This is a genomic window from Formosa haliotis, assembly GCF_001685485.1.
Taxonomy (GTDB): Bacteria; Bacteroidota; Bacteroidia; order Flavobacteriales; family Flavobacteriaceae; genus Formosa; species Formosa haliotis.
On record NZ_BDEL01000001.1, the window covers coordinates 2443152 to 2460537 of the forward strand.

Annotated in this window: 18 protein-coding genes; 8 read left to right on the forward strand and 10 right to left on the reverse strand. The window is 33.7% G+C overall.

The window, feature by feature from the left end:
• Positions 1-27 precede the first annotated feature (27 nt).
• The 6 genes from A9D35_RS10020 to A9D35_RS10045 form a co-directional block, all read right to left on the reverse strand.
• Positions 28-2496 carry a TonB-dependent receptor gene (locus A9D35_RS10020; protein ID WP_066222419.1) on the reverse strand — a complete coding sequence of 823 codons (2469 nt, stop codon included), beginning with the start codon at positions 2494-2496 and terminating at the stop codon, positions 28-30.
• A 120-nt stretch (positions 2497-2616) separates the two neighbouring features.
• A complete protein-coding gene (gene arsC / locus A9D35_RS10025; protein ID WP_066222422.1) occupies positions 2617-2958 on the reverse strand; it encodes an arsenate reductase (glutaredoxin) in 342 nt (113 codons plus the stop codon).
• Positions 2959-2969: 11 nt separating this feature from the next.
• Positions 2970-4080 (reverse strand): peptide chain release factor 2 gene (gene prfB / locus A9D35_RS10030; protein WP_141675510.1). Its coding sequence is split into 2 segments (ribosomal slippage): positions 2970-4016 and positions 4018-4080, totalling 1110 coding nucleotides; the frame shifts between segments, so codons are not numbered across the junction.
• Between the two features lie 60 nt (positions 4081-4140).
• The gene (locus tag A9D35_RS10035; RefSeq protein WP_066222428.1) at positions 4141-4989 is read right to left on the reverse strand and encodes a transglutaminase-like domain-containing protein; all 849 of its coding nucleotides are present in this window, start codon (positions 4987-4989) and stop codon (positions 4141-4143) included.
• 58 nt (positions 4990-5047) lie between these two features.
• Positions 5048-5995, reverse strand: a complete 948-nt coding sequence (locus A9D35_RS10040; protein WP_066222431.1) for an alpha-E domain-containing protein — start codon at positions 5993-5995, stop codon at positions 5048-5050.
• A gap of 7 nt (positions 5996-6002) precedes the next feature.
• The gene (locus tag A9D35_RS10045; RefSeq protein WP_066222434.1) at positions 6003-7469 is read right to left on the reverse strand and encodes a circularly permuted type 2 ATP-grasp protein; all 1467 of its coding nucleotides are present in this window, start codon (positions 7467-7469) and stop codon (positions 6003-6005) included.
• A 215-nt stretch (positions 7470-7684) separates the two neighbouring features.
• On the opposite strand from A9D35_RS10045, the gene A9D35_RS10050 reads away from it, so the two are divergent.
• Complete coding sequence (locus A9D35_RS10050) at positions 7685-8710, forward strand: threonine aldolase family protein (protein ID WP_066222437.1); 1026 nt, start codon at positions 7685-7687, stop codon at positions 8708-8710.
• Positions 8711-8781: 71 nt separating this feature from the next.
• Here the strand turns inward: A9D35_RS10050 and gdhA are convergent, their stop codons facing one another.
• On the reverse strand, positions 8782-10125 hold the full coding sequence (gdhA, locus tag A9D35_RS10055) for an NADP-specific glutamate dehydrogenase (protein WP_066222439.1): 1344 nt from the start codon (positions 10123-10125) through the stop codon (positions 8782-8784).
• A gap of 223 nt (positions 10126-10348) precedes the next feature.
• Between gdhA and A9D35_RS10060 the strand changes: the two genes are divergently transcribed.
• Both A9D35_RS10060 and A9D35_RS10065 read left to right on the forward strand, forming a co-directional pair.
• A complete protein-coding gene (locus A9D35_RS10060) occupies positions 10349-11092 on the forward strand; it encodes a THC0290_0291 family protein (RefSeq protein ID WP_066222442.1) in 744 nt (247 codons plus the stop codon).
• A 108-nt stretch (positions 11093-11200) separates the two neighbouring features.
• Entirely contained in the window at positions 11201-11923 is a 723-nt protein-coding gene (locus A9D35_RS10065) for a DUF3298 and DUF4163 domain-containing protein (RefSeq protein WP_066222448.1), read from the forward strand.
• On the opposite strand, the gene A9D35_RS10070 is transcribed toward A9D35_RS10065, so the two are convergent.
• Positions 11903-12367 (reverse strand): DinB family protein, encoded by a 465-nt coding sequence (locus tag A9D35_RS10070; RefSeq protein ID WP_066222451.1) that lies wholly within the window; start codon positions 12365-12367, stop codon positions 11903-11905. The genes A9D35_RS10065 and A9D35_RS10070 overlap by 21 nt on opposite strands.
• A gap of 73 nt (positions 12368-12440) precedes the next feature.
• On the opposite strand from A9D35_RS10070, the gene A9D35_RS10075 reads away from it, so the two are divergent.
• The gene (locus A9D35_RS10075) at positions 12441-12794 is read left to right on the forward strand and encodes an arsenate reductase family protein (protein ID WP_066226000.1); all 354 of its coding nucleotides are present in this window, start codon (positions 12441-12443) and stop codon (positions 12792-12794) included.
• A complete protein-coding gene (locus A9D35_RS10080; RefSeq protein WP_066222454.1) occupies positions 12787-13683 on the forward strand; it encodes a DMT family transporter in 897 nt (298 codons plus the stop codon). Before A9D35_RS10075 ends, A9D35_RS10080 begins: the two co-directional genes overlap by 8 nt.
• On the opposite strand, the gene A9D35_RS10085 is transcribed toward A9D35_RS10080, so the two are convergent.
• Entirely contained in the window at positions 13680-14159 is a 480-nt protein-coding gene (locus A9D35_RS10085) for an acyl-CoA thioesterase (RefSeq protein ID WP_066226003.1), read from the reverse strand. The two genes, A9D35_RS10080 and A9D35_RS10085, sit on opposite strands and share 4 nt — an antisense overlap.
• Positions 14160-14274: 115 nt before the next feature.
• Between A9D35_RS10085 and A9D35_RS10090 the strand changes: the two genes are divergently transcribed.
• Genes A9D35_RS10090 through nadD form a run of 3 tightly spaced genes read left to right on the forward strand, consistent with a single transcriptional unit; the run spans position 14275 to position 16294 of the window.
• A complete protein-coding gene (locus tag A9D35_RS10090; protein WP_066222457.1) occupies positions 14275-15132 on the forward strand; it encodes a YicC/YloC family endoribonuclease in 858 nt (285 codons plus the stop codon).
• 1 nt (position 15133) lies between these two features.
• Complete coding sequence (gene gmk / locus A9D35_RS10095) at positions 15134-15709, forward strand: guanylate kinase (RefSeq protein ID WP_066222459.1); 576 nt, start codon at positions 15134-15136, stop codon at positions 15707-15709.
• Between the two features lie 6 nt (positions 15710-15715).
• A complete protein-coding gene (nadD, locus tag A9D35_RS10100; protein ID WP_066222462.1) occupies positions 15716-16294 on the forward strand; it encodes a nicotinate (nicotinamide) nucleotide adenylyltransferase in 579 nt (192 codons plus the stop codon).
• 147 nt (positions 16295-16441) lie between these two features.
• On the opposite strand, the gene lysM is transcribed toward nadD, so the two are convergent.
• The gene (lysM, locus tag A9D35_RS10105) at positions 16442-16939 is read right to left on the reverse strand and encodes a peptidoglycan-binding protein LysM (RefSeq protein ID WP_066222465.1); all 498 of its coding nucleotides are present in this window, start codon (positions 16937-16939) and stop codon (positions 16442-16444) included.
• Positions 16940-17386 lie beyond the last annotated feature (447 nt).

The window sequence follows — 17386 nt, forward strand, 5'->3', positions numbered from 1 at the left end:
CTTCCTTTACAGAAAGCTTTTAAGTTTTTAACCATCAAAATCCATATCACCACCATCATCGCCACCACGTTCTCTGCGTTCCTGACGTTTCTTCTGCTGATTGAATCTGTAAGTAAATGCTAAATTAAACGAACGTTGTCTAAATTGAAATTCGCTATCGCTGATATACGTATCTGTTGTAGATACTGTTGCACGTTTTCTTGAATTGAACAAGTCGCTAATATTAAAAGTAAGAGATGCGTTTTTGTTGAAAATATCTTTACTGAAAGCTAAATCTGCCGAGAATATACCTTCAGATTTGTTTTGAGCATCTTCATTAGGTCCCATATACATTAAACGCGTTTGCCATTCTACTTCTCCTGGCAAAGTGTACTTATTATTAAATCTAATAAACCAACTTAAGTTATCGGCATCAAAATTAATTCCTTTGTAATCACCACGGGTAATGGAATTAAAAAAGTTGAAATTTGCATTCATATTCCACTTTTTTGTCGGCTTATAAGTAGTTGTAAACTCTACACCATAACGGTCGTTTGTCGCTAAATTTATAGGTGTTCTTTTAATTACAGGAACTTCTGTTCCTCCCACAATTACAGTTTCTCCAGTGGCTTCGGTAATAAACGTAAACACATCTGTTGAATGTTGGTAATACACAGAAGAATTTAAAGTTAACTTACCAAAATCGTTTAAATATCCTAAATCGATGGCATCAGAATAACTCGGATCTAGATCTGGGTTTCCTTGAAATAAGTTAGTGGCACTACTTCTTGAAGGGAAAGGGTTAATGTAACGAGATCGCGGTCTACGAATACGACGGTTATACCCTAACATGATACTTTGATTCTCAGTAAACTCGTAGCCTAAATTTATGGTTGGAAACCATCCTATATAGTTTTTCTTTTCGTAGTCGTTACTTGTTTCTTGGTCTATGGTAATATTTGTAGATTCCATACGTAAACCCAATAAATACGAAAACTTCTCTTTAACCTTGTTTCCAAATTGGGTATAAAGCGCATTAATATGCTCGGTATAAATTAAATTATTACTAACATCTGTATCGATAACAAACTCACCATCTTCGTAAAATGCCAACGTATAATCGGTATCGAGTTTATTAAAATCGCCACGATATCCAAATTCAAACTGCCCATTTTCTTTAATTGGCAACACATAGTCTGATTGAATTAAAATATTATCTTGATTCTCTAAGGTTCTCACCTTTTCTGTATTTAGACCATTTTCTGTAATCTGAGAATTTTCATCTTCTTGAGAGTTTTCTAATTGAAAATCGAAAGTTAATTTGTGTCCTGGCTTGTCTGCAAATTGCTTATCGAAATTAATAGAATATTGAATGGTTTTATCATCTTCTGTCTCTGGGTCAAACCTTAAGGTATTATTGATAAGGTTTCCTAAGTCATCTATTTCATCAATATTATTGGTCGTGTTGGTTTCATTATTGCTATCCTTATAAAACACCGCAGCAGTTAACGAGGTATTATCGTTAATATACCACTCCACTCCTAGATTGGTGTTTAAACCTTTTCTAATTCTGTCAAACTCACGATATTCGTTTAAGTAGGTATCCGGAAGATCGCCTATAATATTCCCCTCATCATCAAACTCTTCATTAAAATATTGTGTTTTTGTGGTTGCATTCCCTGGAGATTCACGGTAAGAATACCCCGTAGTATTAAAGAAATTAAAATTACCTGTTCTGTAATTAATATTTCCAGAAACTCCGGCTGTAGCCGGATACCCTCCGTTTGCTGTTATAGAACCATTTAAACCTTGAAGTTTACTTCGTCTTAAAATAATATTTAAAATACCTCCCGTTCCTTCCGCATCATATCGCGCTGAAGGCGATGTAATGACCTCTACACGTTCTATGGCGTCTGCAGGAAGTTGTCTTAAAGCTTCTGTAGAATCTAACCCTACTAAACCTGAAGGTTTACCGTTTATTAAAATGGTAACATTATCGTTTCCTCTTAAGGCTACATTACCTTCTACATCTACAGAAACAGAAGGGACATTATCTAAAACATCGCTTACTGTACCACCGCTAACCGTTAAATCTTGACCAACGTTATATATCTTTTTATCTAGCTTTATATCTACCGTCGTTTTTTCTGCAATAATTTCAACCTCATCTAAAGCTGCCATATCCATCACCAAAAAGATCGTCCCTAAATTGGTGTTTTTTGTAAAATTTTGACTTCGAAGTGTTTGTTTTTTAAATGAAATATATTCGAAAGACACATTATAGGTTCCTTCTGGCACGGAAATATTAAATTTTCCGCTAGTATCGGTTATACCACCGGTTACTATACTATCATCGGCACTATTTTTAAAGGCTACAGTGGCATATTCTAAAGGTTCATTGGTGTCCTTATCAATTACAACTCCAGATATTTTGACCTCTTTTCCGGATTGTGCTTGAATGCTAAAGCAAGAAATTAAAAAAAGTAGGCTGAGAACTACTTGTTTTATAAAATTCATGAGTTTATCGTTTTAATTAAATAAGACCGCAAGAAACGCATTTGGTTTAATTGCTCTTAGTTAAAAGATTGTTAAATCAAAAAACCTCTAATTTATGAGTTGAATTAGAGGTTTTTAGCATTATAATATTTTAGTAATATCTTGTGGGGGCCTACCAATAGCAGCCTTATCTCCATTAACAACTATGGGGCGCTCAATAAGTTTTGGATGCTCTAACATTACATCAATTATAGCTTCATCGGTAAGATTTTCGTCTTTATACTTATCTCGCCAAATCTCTTCATTTTTACGAACTAAATCTATTGGCATAATATCGAGTAATTCGATAATATGTTTTAATTCTTCTTTTGTTGGAACATCTTCTAAATATTTCACAACATTGAAAGATTTCCCTGAAGCTTCAAGAATTTGAAGGGCTTCACGTGATTTACTACATCTGTTATTATGGTATATCGTAATCATATTAATTGTGATTATAGGTTATTTGTATCTTCTGTTTTTTGCCCCATCATCATGAGATAGGCTTTTAAAAAGGCATCAATATTGCCATCCATTACGGCATCTACATTTCCTGTTTCGTGCCCTGTTCTAACATCCTTCACCAATTTATAAGGATGCATAACATAGTTTCTAATTTGGCTACCCCATTCAATTTTCATTTTCCCAGCCTCTATATCTTCGCGTTGCGCCAATTGTTTTTGCAATTCAATTTCGTACAATTGCGATTTTAACATTTGCAAGGCTCTCGACCTGTTATCGTGCTGCGAGCGTGTTTCTGAACAAGAAATTTGTATCCCCGTAGGTTTATGGGTAAGCTGTACTTTGGTTTCTACTTTATTTACATTTTGTCCACCAGCACCACTCGATCGCGCTGTAGTAATTTCTATATCTGCCGGATTTATTTCAATCTCGATCGTATCATCTACTAACGGATAAACGTATACTGAAGCAAAACTGGTATGTCGCTTAGCATTACTATCAAAAGGAGAAATTCGCACCAAACGGTGTACTCCATTTTCACCTTTTAGCCAACCAAAAGCAAAATCGCCTTCAATTTCTAAAGTCACGGTTTTAATACCTGCAACATCGCCTTCTTGATAGTTAAGTTCTTTAACTTTTAAGTTATTTTTTTCGGCATACATTAAATACATACGCATAAGCATACTCGCCCAATCGCAACTTTCTGTCCCCCCTGCACCGGCTGTAATTTGTAAAACAGCACTTAAACTATCACCTTCTTCAGACAACATATTTTTAAACTCGATGTCTTCTAAGAGGTTTTGTGCTTTCTCGAATTGCTCGGTAACTTCCTGCATGGTAGAATCGCCTTCTTTGTAGAATTCGTATAAAACTTCTAAATCGCCAACTAGTGTTGTGGCGGTATTAAAGTCTTCTACCCATTTCTTTTTTACACGAAGCGATTTCATTATTACTTCTGCAGCTTTAGAATCGTTCCAAAAATCTGGATCGAAGGTCTTTTCCTCCTCGTTTTGTATTTCAATTAGTTTGACATCTATGTCAAAGATATTGCCTTAGCTCTGTAAGGCGGCGTGAAAGATCTTTAATTTGATCTGCTGTTATCATAATCATTAAATTTTACTCAAAAGTACTACACTTTTTTTCAAAAATAAATCTGTTAACAGTTTATTGTTGATAGGTAACTTCTACCTCATATTTGGTTTGATTCTCTCCAGTAGAATACAACACACCCTTTAAAGGAGCACAATCGTTATAATCTTTGCCGTGTGAAACTTTTATATGATTATGATCGGTAAGTATATTATTTGTCGGGTCGAAGCCAATCCAGCCCATATGAGGCACAAAAACTTCAACCCAAGCATGCATTTGCGAATCGCCGAAAAAACCATTCCCTTGGTGTAAATACCCCGACACGTATCGTGCAGGCACTTTATTTTTGCGGGCAATGGCACAAAACAAGTGTGTAAAATCTTGACACACACCATGTCGTTTTTCAATAATCTCGGCTAAACTTGTATCTACAGCTGTAACCTCCGTTTTATAATACAAATGTGTATAGACCCAAGCGTTTAATAGCTTTACATTTTCTATAACAGATTTTGTTGTATCAAAGAGGTATATACCCGAATACTGTTCTGGAAGGGTTGTAAGTGACGTACCGTTTAAATAAGAATAAAAATCGATTTTAAAATCCAGATCGTTTAATGCTTTAAAATCGTCTTCATCATTTAAATTTTCAATGTTTTTAAGGGGAGCGGCCTCAGTTTTTACGACTTTAAAAACAGCTTCAAATTGTATAGACTCGAACGGTTTTTTACAATGAATTCTAGCCGTTTCAAAATTGTATCCATTTATAGATTTTTCAATCCTACTATCGACAGATGTTTTAAACTCACTCGAAATTAACTGTTGCGTTTCGTTGTTTAAAGGAATTACTAAATATTGCCAAAATGCCTCGAAAACAGGATTCTCGTACGTGTTTTCGACAGTGTATTTTATATTATAATTAAACATGCTACATTAAAAATTGAATTCGTCAAATTAAAACAAATAAAACCTACAATTCTATACTTTAATGATAAAAATATTCCTCTTCAAGTTTTTCGCTAATTTCAACTAAACTATCTAAAGTATAAGTAATAAATTCTTTTACATTATCCTGAAATTCTTCAGCCGTTTTATAATGATACTCGCACTTCATTTTTCCTATAATAAAAGCTGCTGTATTTTTTTCATGAGCTTTTAAAGGGTCTAACAACGTGATATGCATTTGTATTTGATTTAAGCAATATAAAACTGTTCGCGGACTGTTTGGGTTTAAAATTAAAAATTCTAAAGCCGTAAATTTTGTTGGAGGTTTTTTATATAAACGACGGTTAATATCAAAAGAATCTACACATTTTAGCAGCGTTGTCCATTCGAAACTCTTTTTCAATCGTTTAGGTTTTTCTGAAGTTACCATTTCGGCATCGCTGTACTTTATTTGTATAATTCTAGTAATTTGAGTGGCTCTTTCAATATTTACACCTAGTTTTATTAAAGCATAAATCTCGTCGTGCAACATAGTCCCTCTAATTTTTCCTTTTAAAATACTGCATTGATGTATAATATGACTAGTAAAATCGTGCAACCCACGAGTTACAAAATGCGATTTCGAGTAATTAACAACCGAATGATAAAAGGTATTTATAGCTTCATAAAATTCATTCGAAATTAAATCTCTAGAACTATTTGCGTTTTCTCGAGCATAGGTAATACATTGTAATATTGAGTAATGTTTTTCTGGATTTAAGGCCACATTATAAAGCACTTCTTCTTCTACTAAAACAGCATCTTTTTCAAAATCTTCTTCTCCAACCATCTCGTAAAGTGATTTAAGAACAAATTGACGATCTCTAGATAATTTATTTGGCGCATCTAACGATGAAAAATAATTTACATTTGTAAAGCGTGCTGTATGTTCTGCTCGCTCTATATAACGCCCCATCCAAAATAGGTTATTGGCTATTCTTGCTAACATATATTTATTATTTTTTTAAAACCCACGTGTCTTTTGATCCTCCTCCTTGCGAAGAGTTTACTATTAAATTTCCCTTTTGTAATGCTACACGAGTTAATCCTCCTTTTAATACAAATTCTTTGTCTCGACCAAGTAAGGTAAATGTTCTTAAATCTACATGTCGCTGTTCGAAAGACTGGCACTCGTCTATATACGTGGCATGCACAGAAAGTGACATAATAGGCTGTGCAATGTATTTTCTAGGGTTTTCAAGAATTACTTTCTTTACCGCTTCTACTTCTGCCTTGGTTAGTTTATTTCCGATAGAAATACCGTAACCACCAGCTTCATCTACAGGTTTTACAACTAAATTCGGAATATTTTCTAATACGTATTTTAAATCGGTTGGTCTACTACAATGATAAGTATGCACATTATTTAATATGGGTTTTTCGCCTAAATAAAACTTTATAATTTCGGGCATATAGGTATAAATAGCCTTATCGTCTGCGACCCCTGTTCCTGGAGCATTTACTAGGGTTACATTTCCTTTTTTGTAAGCGGCAAACAATCCGGGCACACCAATAGCTGAATCTTTTCTAAACTCTAAAGGATCGAGAAAGCCATCATCAATTCGTCTATAAATTACATCTACTTTTTTAAGTCCGTTTATGGTTTTCATATAAACAAAGTCATTTTCAACAAGTAAATCACGACCTTCAACCAACTCAATACCCATAGTTTTGGCTAAAAATGAATGCTCGTAATAAGCCGAATTAAAAACGCCTGGAGTGATAATAACACATGTTGGAACATCGACTCCCTTCGGTTTAACCGATTCCATCATTTCTAACAAATTTTCTGAATAATCTACTACAGGCTGAATCTCATAATGATTGAATACTCCAAACAAAGAGCGCTTTAAAGCATTCCGGTTGTAAATAACATAACTTACTCCCGACGGACATCTTATATTATCTTCTAACACATAATATTTACCATCTGAATGTTTAATTAGGTCTGTTCCAGATATATGGTTATATATCCCTGCCACAGGATCTAAATCGACCATTTGTGTTAAATAATTGGCCGAAGAACCAATTAATTCCATAGGTACTAAACCGGCCTTAATGATATTCTTATCGTGATAAATATCGTGAATAAAAGCATTAAGAGCCTTGCAACGCTGAAGCACACCTCGTTCTATTGTTTTCCATTCTTCAGCATCAATTATTCGAGGAAATAAATCGAAGGGAAATATTTTCTCTTTAGGTTTGGTATCATTATAGACTTGGAACGTGATACCTTGATTAAAAAAGAAGGTTTTTGCTTTATTGTTTAAATTCACAAAATCGTCGATAGAATGACCGTTATATAACTCGAATATTTTCTTGTAAACTTGTCTAACATTTTGATCCTTATCGAAGATCTCATCAAACAAATTTTCATTACTATCGTACGAAGAAAAAAGATGCTTAAAATTTGTTGGCTCCATACATTTTACGTTTTTCCTAAATTAATCAATATTTTACATGTTTTTGGTGTTAAAAAAATATTAATTTACTTTTTTACATCAAAACTTAATAAAAAAACAACAATATAATTATCAATAATTCAACAGTGTTAAAACTAAATTAAACTGATATTAAACAAAGTTTTTCAGACAGAATCTCTTAACTTTCTCCTTTTAATACATACACAAATAAATATATGATTATTGATTTAAGAAGCGATACTGTCACCAAGCCAACACCCGAAATGCTAGACGCCATGGTGTCTGCGAAGGTTGGTGATGATGTTTTTAAAGAAGATGAAACCATAAACCTTTTAGAAGAAAAAATTGCCAAAATGTTTGGCAAACCACAAGCTTTATTTTTCCCTAGTGGCACCATGGCGAACCAAACAGCCATTAAATTACACACAAATCCTGGCGACCAAGTCATTTGCGATAAATATGCACATATTTACAATTACGAAGGTGGCGGTGCATCTTTTAACAGTGGCGTGTCCTGCAAATTAATAGATGGAAATCAAGGTATGTTTACAGCAAAAGACGTTATTAATGCTATAAATCCACCCGAGTTTTACCACAGTCCTTTAACTACTTTGGTTGAAGTTGAAAACACTACAAATAAGGGTGGTGGGGCCTGTTGGGATTTTAAAGAACTTGAAGCTATCAAATCGGTTTGCAACAAACATAACTTAGGCTATCATTTAGACGGTGCACGCTTATGGAATGCTATAGTTGCCAAAAACGAAACGACTAAACAATACGGCGAAATTTTCGACACCATTTCTGTTTGCCTTAGCAAAGGGTTGGGTTGCCCTATAGGTTCTGTTTTGGTAGGTGATTCTAAATTTATGGACCGCGCTTTACGCATTAGAAAAATTCTTGGAGGTGGTATGCGTCAAGGTGGTTTTTTAGCCGCTGCCGGACTTTATGCTCTAGACAATAACATATCTCGCTTAATTGAAGACCATAAAAAAGCAAAAGAATTAGGAGAATTATTACAAACCTTAACTGTTGTAAAACAGGTTGAACCTTCAGAAACTAATATTGTCATTTTTGAATTACAACCAGATGCAGACAGCAATACTTTTATTGAAAAACTTAAAGCCCACAACATATTAATTATCGACATGGGACAAGGTAAGCTACGGATGGTCACGCATTTAGATTATACCAACGATATGCACTCCAAAGTTTTAGAAACCTTAAAACATTTAAGTTTTTAAGATTAATACGGTATAAAAAAAGCCTTCAAAATTATTTTTTGAAGGCTTTTTAATTTTACTTTATTTAAAGGTTATACCACCCCTTGTGCTAGCATAGCATCGGCAATTTTAACAAATCCCGCAATATTAGCTCCTTTTACATAATCTACATAACCATCTTCTTGAGTACCGTAAACAACACAAGACGCATGAATATTATTCATGATTTGGTGTAATTTAGCATCCACTTCTTCGCGTGTCCAATTCATACGTAAAGAGTTCTGGCTCATTTCTAACCCAGAAGTTGCTACTCCTCCTGCATTTGAGGCTTTTCCTGGCGAGAACAACACTTTTGCTTGCTGAATAATAGCTATAGCTTCCGGTGTACAAGGCATATTAGCACCTTCTGCTACCGCTATAACATGATTAGCGACTAGTGTTTTTGCATCATTTACGTCTAACTCATTTTGAGTTGCACAAGGCATGGCTACATCACAATTTACAGACCATGGGCGTTCTCCTGCATGAAAAGTCGCAGAAGGATACGCTTGTACATATTCACCTATTCTGCCACGTTTAACATTTTTAAGCTCCATTATAAAAGCTAATTTTTCAGGATCAATGCCGTCTGCATCATGTATATACCCTGAAGAATCTGAAAGCGTTACAACCTTAGCACCAAATTGAGTTGCTTTTTCGCAAGCATATTGTGCCACGTTACCTGATCCAGAAATCACAACCGTTTTCCCTTCAAAGGATTCCTTTCGTGTATCTAACATATTTTTCGCAAAATAAACTGCTCCGTAACCTGTGGCTTCTGGTCTAATTAAAGAACCTCCATACTCAATCCCTTTTCCTGTTAGTACCCCAGTAAATTCATTACGCAGTCTTTTATACTGACCAAATAAATAGCCTATTTCACGTCCGCCAACACCTATATCTCCCGCAGGAACATCGGTATTAGGACCGATATGTCGACATAATTCCGACATGAATGATTGGCAAAAACGCATAACTTCGTTATCGCTCTTTCCTTTCGGATCGAAATCACTACCTCCTTTTCCGCCCCCCATAGGCAAGGTTGTTAAGGAGTTTTTAAATACTTGCTCGAATCCTAAAAATTTCAATATACTTAAGTTTACGGAAGGATGGAAACGCAGACCTCCTTTGTACGGGCCAATAGCAGAATTAAACTCTATTCTAAATCCTCTATTTACTTGAGTCTGACCTTTATCATCTATCCAAGGGACTCTAAATATGATGGTACGTTCTGGTTCTACCATACGCTCCAATAACATTTTTCCTTTATATTTTGGATTATTTTCAATAAACGGAATTACAGTTTCTGCAACTTCGTGTACAGCTTGTAAGAATTCTGGTTCATGACCATTTTTTTGTGTAACAAGCTCTAAAAAAGCATTAATTTGGTTTTTCATTTTTAGAAAATTATGATACCGTTAAGCAATCGTTAGTTTTGAAGTGCAAAGATACATTATCTTTAAAAATTACTCTATTATTTTTATAATTTCATAATCATTATGCTGTTAAATATATCTTAAGGACTAATTTTCAACTTTTGTTTGATTGGCAATAATCATTTTATATATTTGTTGATGCTATTATCCATACTAACTGCATCTATTTTTTGATTTAAATAACATGCTAAACAACCTTAAACCACTGGTATTACTACTTTTATTAAGTGTTAATACTTCAATTTTTGCACAGACCGGTTATGAACTGGGTGTGCTTGTTGGACCTGTCCAAATGCGATCTGATTTTGGATTGCGTGGTGATAAGGATACAAACCTAGGAAATATTGGATTTGGAGCTGGAATTATGCTCGACATTAATCCAATGGACTGGGGTAGCAGAAGAGATTATGTTTACGACCATTTTAAGCTGCGATTTGATTTATCCTTCAACAAAACTACGCTTAAACACTATGGGAAATATGTCGACTCAGACAGTAATAGTGATGATGCCAACAAGTTAAGAGCTCAACGTGGAGAGGCAAAAAACACAAGTGCTGGTGTTGCCTTAGAGTATTACCCTCTTAGTTTAAGAAATTTTTTCTACCACTTTTTTGATTTTTCTCCATACCTGATTCTTGGAGTTCAGTATACATTTGCTCAACCTGGAGCAAACACAACCGACCCTGATTTAATTTATAGCCCTTGGGCTCCTGGTTCCGTGAAAACCGAATCATTTTACACAAGTGCAATTAATACTGGTATTGGTGTTCGTTATAAGGTTAGTGATTATTCAGATTTTCTATTCGAAGCTCAATTTCAGTTTTTTAATAGTGATTGGGTAGATGGCTTAAATCATCAACTAGAATACAACAAAAAGAACGACTCCTTAATTTGGTTTAACTTTGGGTATGTTTACTATTTAAATTAAACGTGTATAGCTTTATGCTTAAAACCCTTTCGGTCCATAAACATTAATTTTAGCTTCCATTATCAAATTGCAATATGTACCTTTATTATTGAATAATAAAGCTGTAATATGTCCCTTAAATATTGTAAACTCCTTATCGTTTGTTCACTTTTAATTCTGACTTCTTGTAACGAAAAAAAAGAAATTACGTTTTCTGAACAATCCATATCCACTCCCTCCAACGTTATTGTTGATATAAATATTCCGAAAGCAGAAGGGGATAGCGACATCGCTAAAAACATTAACACTACACTATTAAATCATGTGTCGTCTGCTATTCAATTTAATCAGGAAGAACAACTAATAAATCCATTAGAAGACAACATAAACAGCTTTAATACAGAATACACCAATTTTAAAAACCAATTTCCTGAAAGTGCCCAAGAATGGGAAGCACAAATAGACGGAGAAGTTATGTTTAAATCTCCAGACCTTATAAGCATCTCATTAACTTCTTATACAAATACTGGGGGCGCACATGGTATTCTTGTTATTAGTTTTTTAAATTTTGATGGGAAAACAGGAGCACTTATTGAAAACGAACACCTTTTTAAAGACCAAAATCAATTCAAAGAATTTGCCAAACCTTATTTCGATAATGAAATTGCCGACAAAAAGGATATGTATTTCGATTCTGAAACCTTTTCCTTACCACAAAACATAGGATATAGTGCAGATGGGCTCATTTTACTCTACAACACATACGAGGTAGCCCCTTATGCTACAGGAATTACAGAGTTTGTTATTCCGTTTAGCAAGGCTAATTCTTATTTAAAGTTTAATGGCTTTTAATAACGACATTACAACACCTAAATGAAGGCCTTCATGAAATAATGCAAACTCTAAAGCTTCCTCCACATTAAAAAGTGTATTTCCTGTCGTTCCTAGAGTATACTCCTGAAAATTCACAAACTTTTTATTATTGCAATCTGTTTTTGTTTTATCGATGGTTTCTAAGAGTAAATGGTTAAGGATTTCAACATCTTCTTGAGTGGCTTGACGTTCTGGTTTTGTCCCTTTCTTGTAAACATTAATCAAATCCTCCGAAACTAAAGTTGGGAGACCCGATAATTTATAAACCAAGATTTGCTGGGTCACAACACAATGACCAATATTCCAGATAATATTATTGTTAAACCCCGCGGGGATTTTATTTAAATCTTCAAGATTAATTTGTTCTAAATAGCTTGCAAAAAATCCTCTCGTTTTTTCAAATACAGAAAACGTAAAATCCATAATGTTCAATTTTCGAATAAATATACCCAAAACTGGTATAAAACTCTTTATTTTGCATGAAAAGCCAATCGTTATGAAAAAGTTATATTACCTAAAAACATGTAATACCTGTATGCGTATTATTAAAGAATTAGACCTCCCTTCTGATGTTACTCTTCAAGACATAAAAGAAACTCCAATTACTGTAGTTCAACTTGAAGAAATGCATAAATTATCTCAAAGTTATGAAGCACTTTTTAGCAAGCGTGCTAAATTGTATAAAGAAATGGATTTAAAAAATCAGCATTTAGAGGAAGCCGATTTTAAACATTACATTTTAGACCACTATACATTTTTAAGTCGACCTGTTTTAATTTATAACAATCAAATTTTTATAGGAAACAGTAAAAAAATGGTTGCTGCAGCCAAAGAAGCCATACATGAATAAACGTATTCTGGCTTTAATAGCAGCTTTTTTAGTTCAAGTTTTTTACGGTTTAAACTTCACCTTTGCCAACGATGTAATTGACGGAGGTTATATTAAACCTTTCGGGTTTATACTATTAAGGCTAATCGGGACAACCTTCCTATTTTGGATATTCGATTTTTTAGTTCCAAAACAAAAAATAGCGAAGAAAGATTTCTTATTGTTTCTAGCAGCCTCTGTTTTTGGAATGTGTATTAATATGCTTTCCTTTTTTAAAGGACTGGAGTACACTACACCTATTCACGCTTCGGTAATAATGACGATTACACCTATTATGGTTTTAATTCTATCGTCTATGTATTTGAAAGAAAAAATATCTAAAACCAATGTCCTTGGAGTTTTTATAGGTCTTGCCGGAGCTATAATTTTAAGTGTTTATGGTAAGTCCACAAATCCGGGCGATAATATTTTACTCGGAAATTTGCTCATCATTATAAACGCAGTTTCTTTTAGTATTTATCTTATTATCATTAAAAAACTTACAGAAAAATATCATCCTTTCACTTTTTTAAAATGGCTGTTTTTGTTTGGTTTAATACTTACTACTCCTTTTGGGTATAAAGAAGTACTAGCTGTAGAATGGCACACTTTCCCTAATTACATATGGTTTGCTTTTAGTTTTGTAATTGTATTTGCTACGTATGGCACCTATGTTTTAAATCCGTTAGCACTTACGCAATTACGCGCATCTACAGTAAGCACCTTTGTATATATCCAACCCGTTATTGCAGCAATTTTTGCGCTTATTTTAGGATCAGATCATTTAAATTTGGTAAAAGTAATAGCAGCAATTTTAATCTTTTTAGGCGTATATTTAGTAACCAAAAAACCGAAGCCTATTACCACCTAAACCCGTAATGGCCTTGGTATTTTTCCTCCTTGCCTTGTATCTGCCTTAGTTAATATTTTAAAGTTTTCAGATTTAGGAAATACATCGGCTAAACTTAATAATTCTTCTGGTAAAGCCGTAAGTTTTCTAGTTTTTAGATCCATCCAAGCTCCAAGCATTTCGCAGTTCGCTATATTTTCCCCTTTATGATTATAGAAATTATGTTCAAATTTAAAAAACATTCCATCTTCACTTAAACCAGAAACTTCCAAGCCCACTTGTATGGGTTGCCCTAAAAAGGCTTCTTTAAAATAATACATATGCTCGTAAAACACTACGGGACCAAGATTATAGTGTGCGAGTTCCTTTGCAGAGAATCCCTTCTCGATTAAAAACGCCATCCTGGTATGACTCATAAAATTAGTATAAGCAGAATTAGCTAAATGTCTATTAGCATCTATATCACTCCAACGTATTTCAAATTGTTTTATATACATAACACATTTCATTTGTATTCAAATTTAGAAAATAATACTGTGCATGCATAATATTATTTAGAATTTTCTAAACGCTTAAGTTTAATTATCTTTGTGCAACTTTTAATTATAGTTTATGATATATTCAATGACGGGTTACGGTAAATCTGTAATACAATTACCGACCAAAAAAATTTCAATAGAAGTAAAATCACTAAACAGTAAAAACCTAGATTTGAATACGCGAATGCCATCTTTTTATAGAGAAAAAGAATTGACTTTACGTAAACTAATTGCCGACAAGCTAGAACGAGGAAAAATAGACTTTTCGATCTTTGTTGAAATGACTGGTGAAGAAACTTCTACACAAATTAACAAACCAGTTGTAAAAGAATATTTAAAACAATTGAAAGATATTGTTGATGGAGATGCTACCGAACTCCTAAAAATGGCGGTTCGTTTTCCAGATGCTTTAAATACCGAACGTCACGATATAGATGAAGACGAATGGGCTACAGTATTAAACGAAATTCATGCCGCATTACAACATATAAACGAATATCGTTTAGATGAAGGAAAAGTATTAGAACAGGATTTTAAAAATAGAATTGCCTCTATAGAAGCGCTTTTAGAAAATGTTATTGCCATAGACCCAGAACGTATCGAGGCTGTTAGAGAACGCTTACGTAAGGGAGTAGAAGATTTGAAGGAAAAAGTTGACGAAAATCGCTTTGAACAAGAATTGGTATACTACATTGAAAAATACGATATCACCGAAGAAAAAGTACGTTTGAAAAATCATTTAGAGTACTTTATCACTGCCTTGAATTCCACCGATTCTAACGGAAAAAAATTAGGATTCATTTCTCAAGAAATCGGACGCGAAATTAATACTATTGGCTCTAAGAGTAACTATGCTCCTATGCAACAATTAGTTGTGCAAATGAAGGACGAATTAGAAAAAATTAAAGAACAACTTTTAAACGTATTATAACATGTCGAAAGGGAAACTTATCGTTTTTTCTGCGCCTTCAGGCTCTGGAAAAACAACCATAGTAAGACACCTACTTGGTATTGAAGCTTTAAATTTAGAATTTTCTATTTCGGCTACATCACGAGAAAAACGAGGTACAGAAGAACACGCTAAAGACTACTATTTCTTGTCTTTAGAAGACTTTAAATCTAACATTAAAAACGATAATTTCTTAGAATGGGAAGAAGTATATCGCGATAACTTTTACGGCACACTAAAAAGTGAAGTCGAGCGTATTTGGGCTTTAGGAAAACATGTTATTTTCGATATCGATGTTTCTGGCGGATTACGAATTAAACGTAAATTTCCAGAAGAGACCCTTTCTATATTTGTAAAACCACCAAGTATAGATGAATTAAAAATTCGTTTAAAAAAGCGTAAAACAGAAACAGAAGACAAAATAAATATGCGCGTTGCAAAAGCTTCTGCAGAATTGGCAACCGCACCTTTATTCGATTGTATTATAGAAAATGACACCTTAGAACATGCCCTTGCCGAGGCCGAAAAAGTTGTTTCAGAATTTATAAGCAAACCTTAATTTTTCATGAAAATCGGTCTTTATTTTGGCACCTTCAATCCTATACACATAGGACATTTAGCCATTGCCAATCACTTGGCAGAATACAGTGATTTAGATCAGGTTTGGATGGTTGTTACCCCCCATAACCCGTTTAAAAAGAAAAGTACACTTTTAGATAACCATCATCGTCTAGAAATGGTGTATCAAGCGACAAAAGATTACGATAAGATTATGGCAAGTAATATAGAGTTTAATTTACCTCAGCCTAATTACACCATCAATACACTTACGTATCTTAATGAAAAGCACCCAAATTATGAGTTTTCTCTTATTATGGGTGAAGACAATTTAAAAGGATTTCATAAATGGAAAAACCATGATCTTATTTTGGATCAACACCATATTTATGTGTATCCCAGAATTTCTGAAGGTAGAGTTGAAACCCAGTTTAATTCTCATGATAAAATACATCGTATTGATGCCCCGATTATGGAAATTTCTTCAACCTTTATACGACAAGCGGTTAGTAATGGAAAGAACTGCAAACCTTTGCTCCCCATAAATGTATGGAAATACATAGACGAAATGAATTTTTACAAATAAAAAAGAGACTATCTAATAAGTTGTATTTTCATCAACCTGACGGTTTTTACAACGCTTTGGACAGCCTCTTTTTTTAATATCGCTTTATGCGAAAATTTTAATACCTAAACTAGTGGGTTACAACATACCATTGTAACCTCAATTCCTTTAATCCTCTAAAGCAGGAATACGCAATACTTGTCCTGGATAAATTTTATTCGGATCCTTTAACATGGGTTTATTAGCCTCAAAAATCTCTGGATACTTCATAGCATTTCCATAATATTTCTTAGCTATCTTGCTTAAAGAATCTCCGCTTTCAACCGTGTGAAATTGTGCTTCTGGTTCGGCATGCTCTACAGTCATTTCATCATCTACAGTAGCAATACCACTAGAATTACCAACGACTAAAACAACTTTTTCTTTTGTAGTTTGGTCGTATGCCATTCCCGTTACAGTTGCTTTATCTCCTGCTATTACAACATTTAAATCGCTAACCTTTAAATTTAAATCTGATATTGTTTCCTTAAGTTTTGAAGCGGCAGCAGTTTCGGCAGCTAAGGTTGCAGCAGCGGCAGCCGCAGCATCTGATGCTTCATTCGTGCTACTTTTTCCTTTTCCGAAAATATTAGCCCCAGCATCTTTAATAAATGAAAATAATCCCATAATATATTTTTTTAATCGTTATTGGTTATGTTATGGTAAAGTTTGTAAAATCTTTATTGAAATGCAACTTAAACGTCACAATTAAATGTTATAAAAACATAAAAAAACTGCTAATGGTATGAACCAAAAGCAGTTTAGCAACATATATTTTAACAATCTCTATAAATCTTTATAAATACCGTAGAAGTATTATGTATCAACTATCAAGCACCTTTTGTATTATTTTACATAAAAACAAAGCGGTACTTGATAGGGATATATAATGTAATCTTAGCAAGGATATAACGTTAAAAATTGTGCCAGAATTATAAAGCCAATCACAATATAATGTTAAATGTCTGAAAAACAATTTATTACAATATCTATGGATTTAATATGCTATATAACTTCAAACCATCAAAGAAAGTGTAAAACGGTTTGTTATTATAAATATTCTTTTAATTTTGT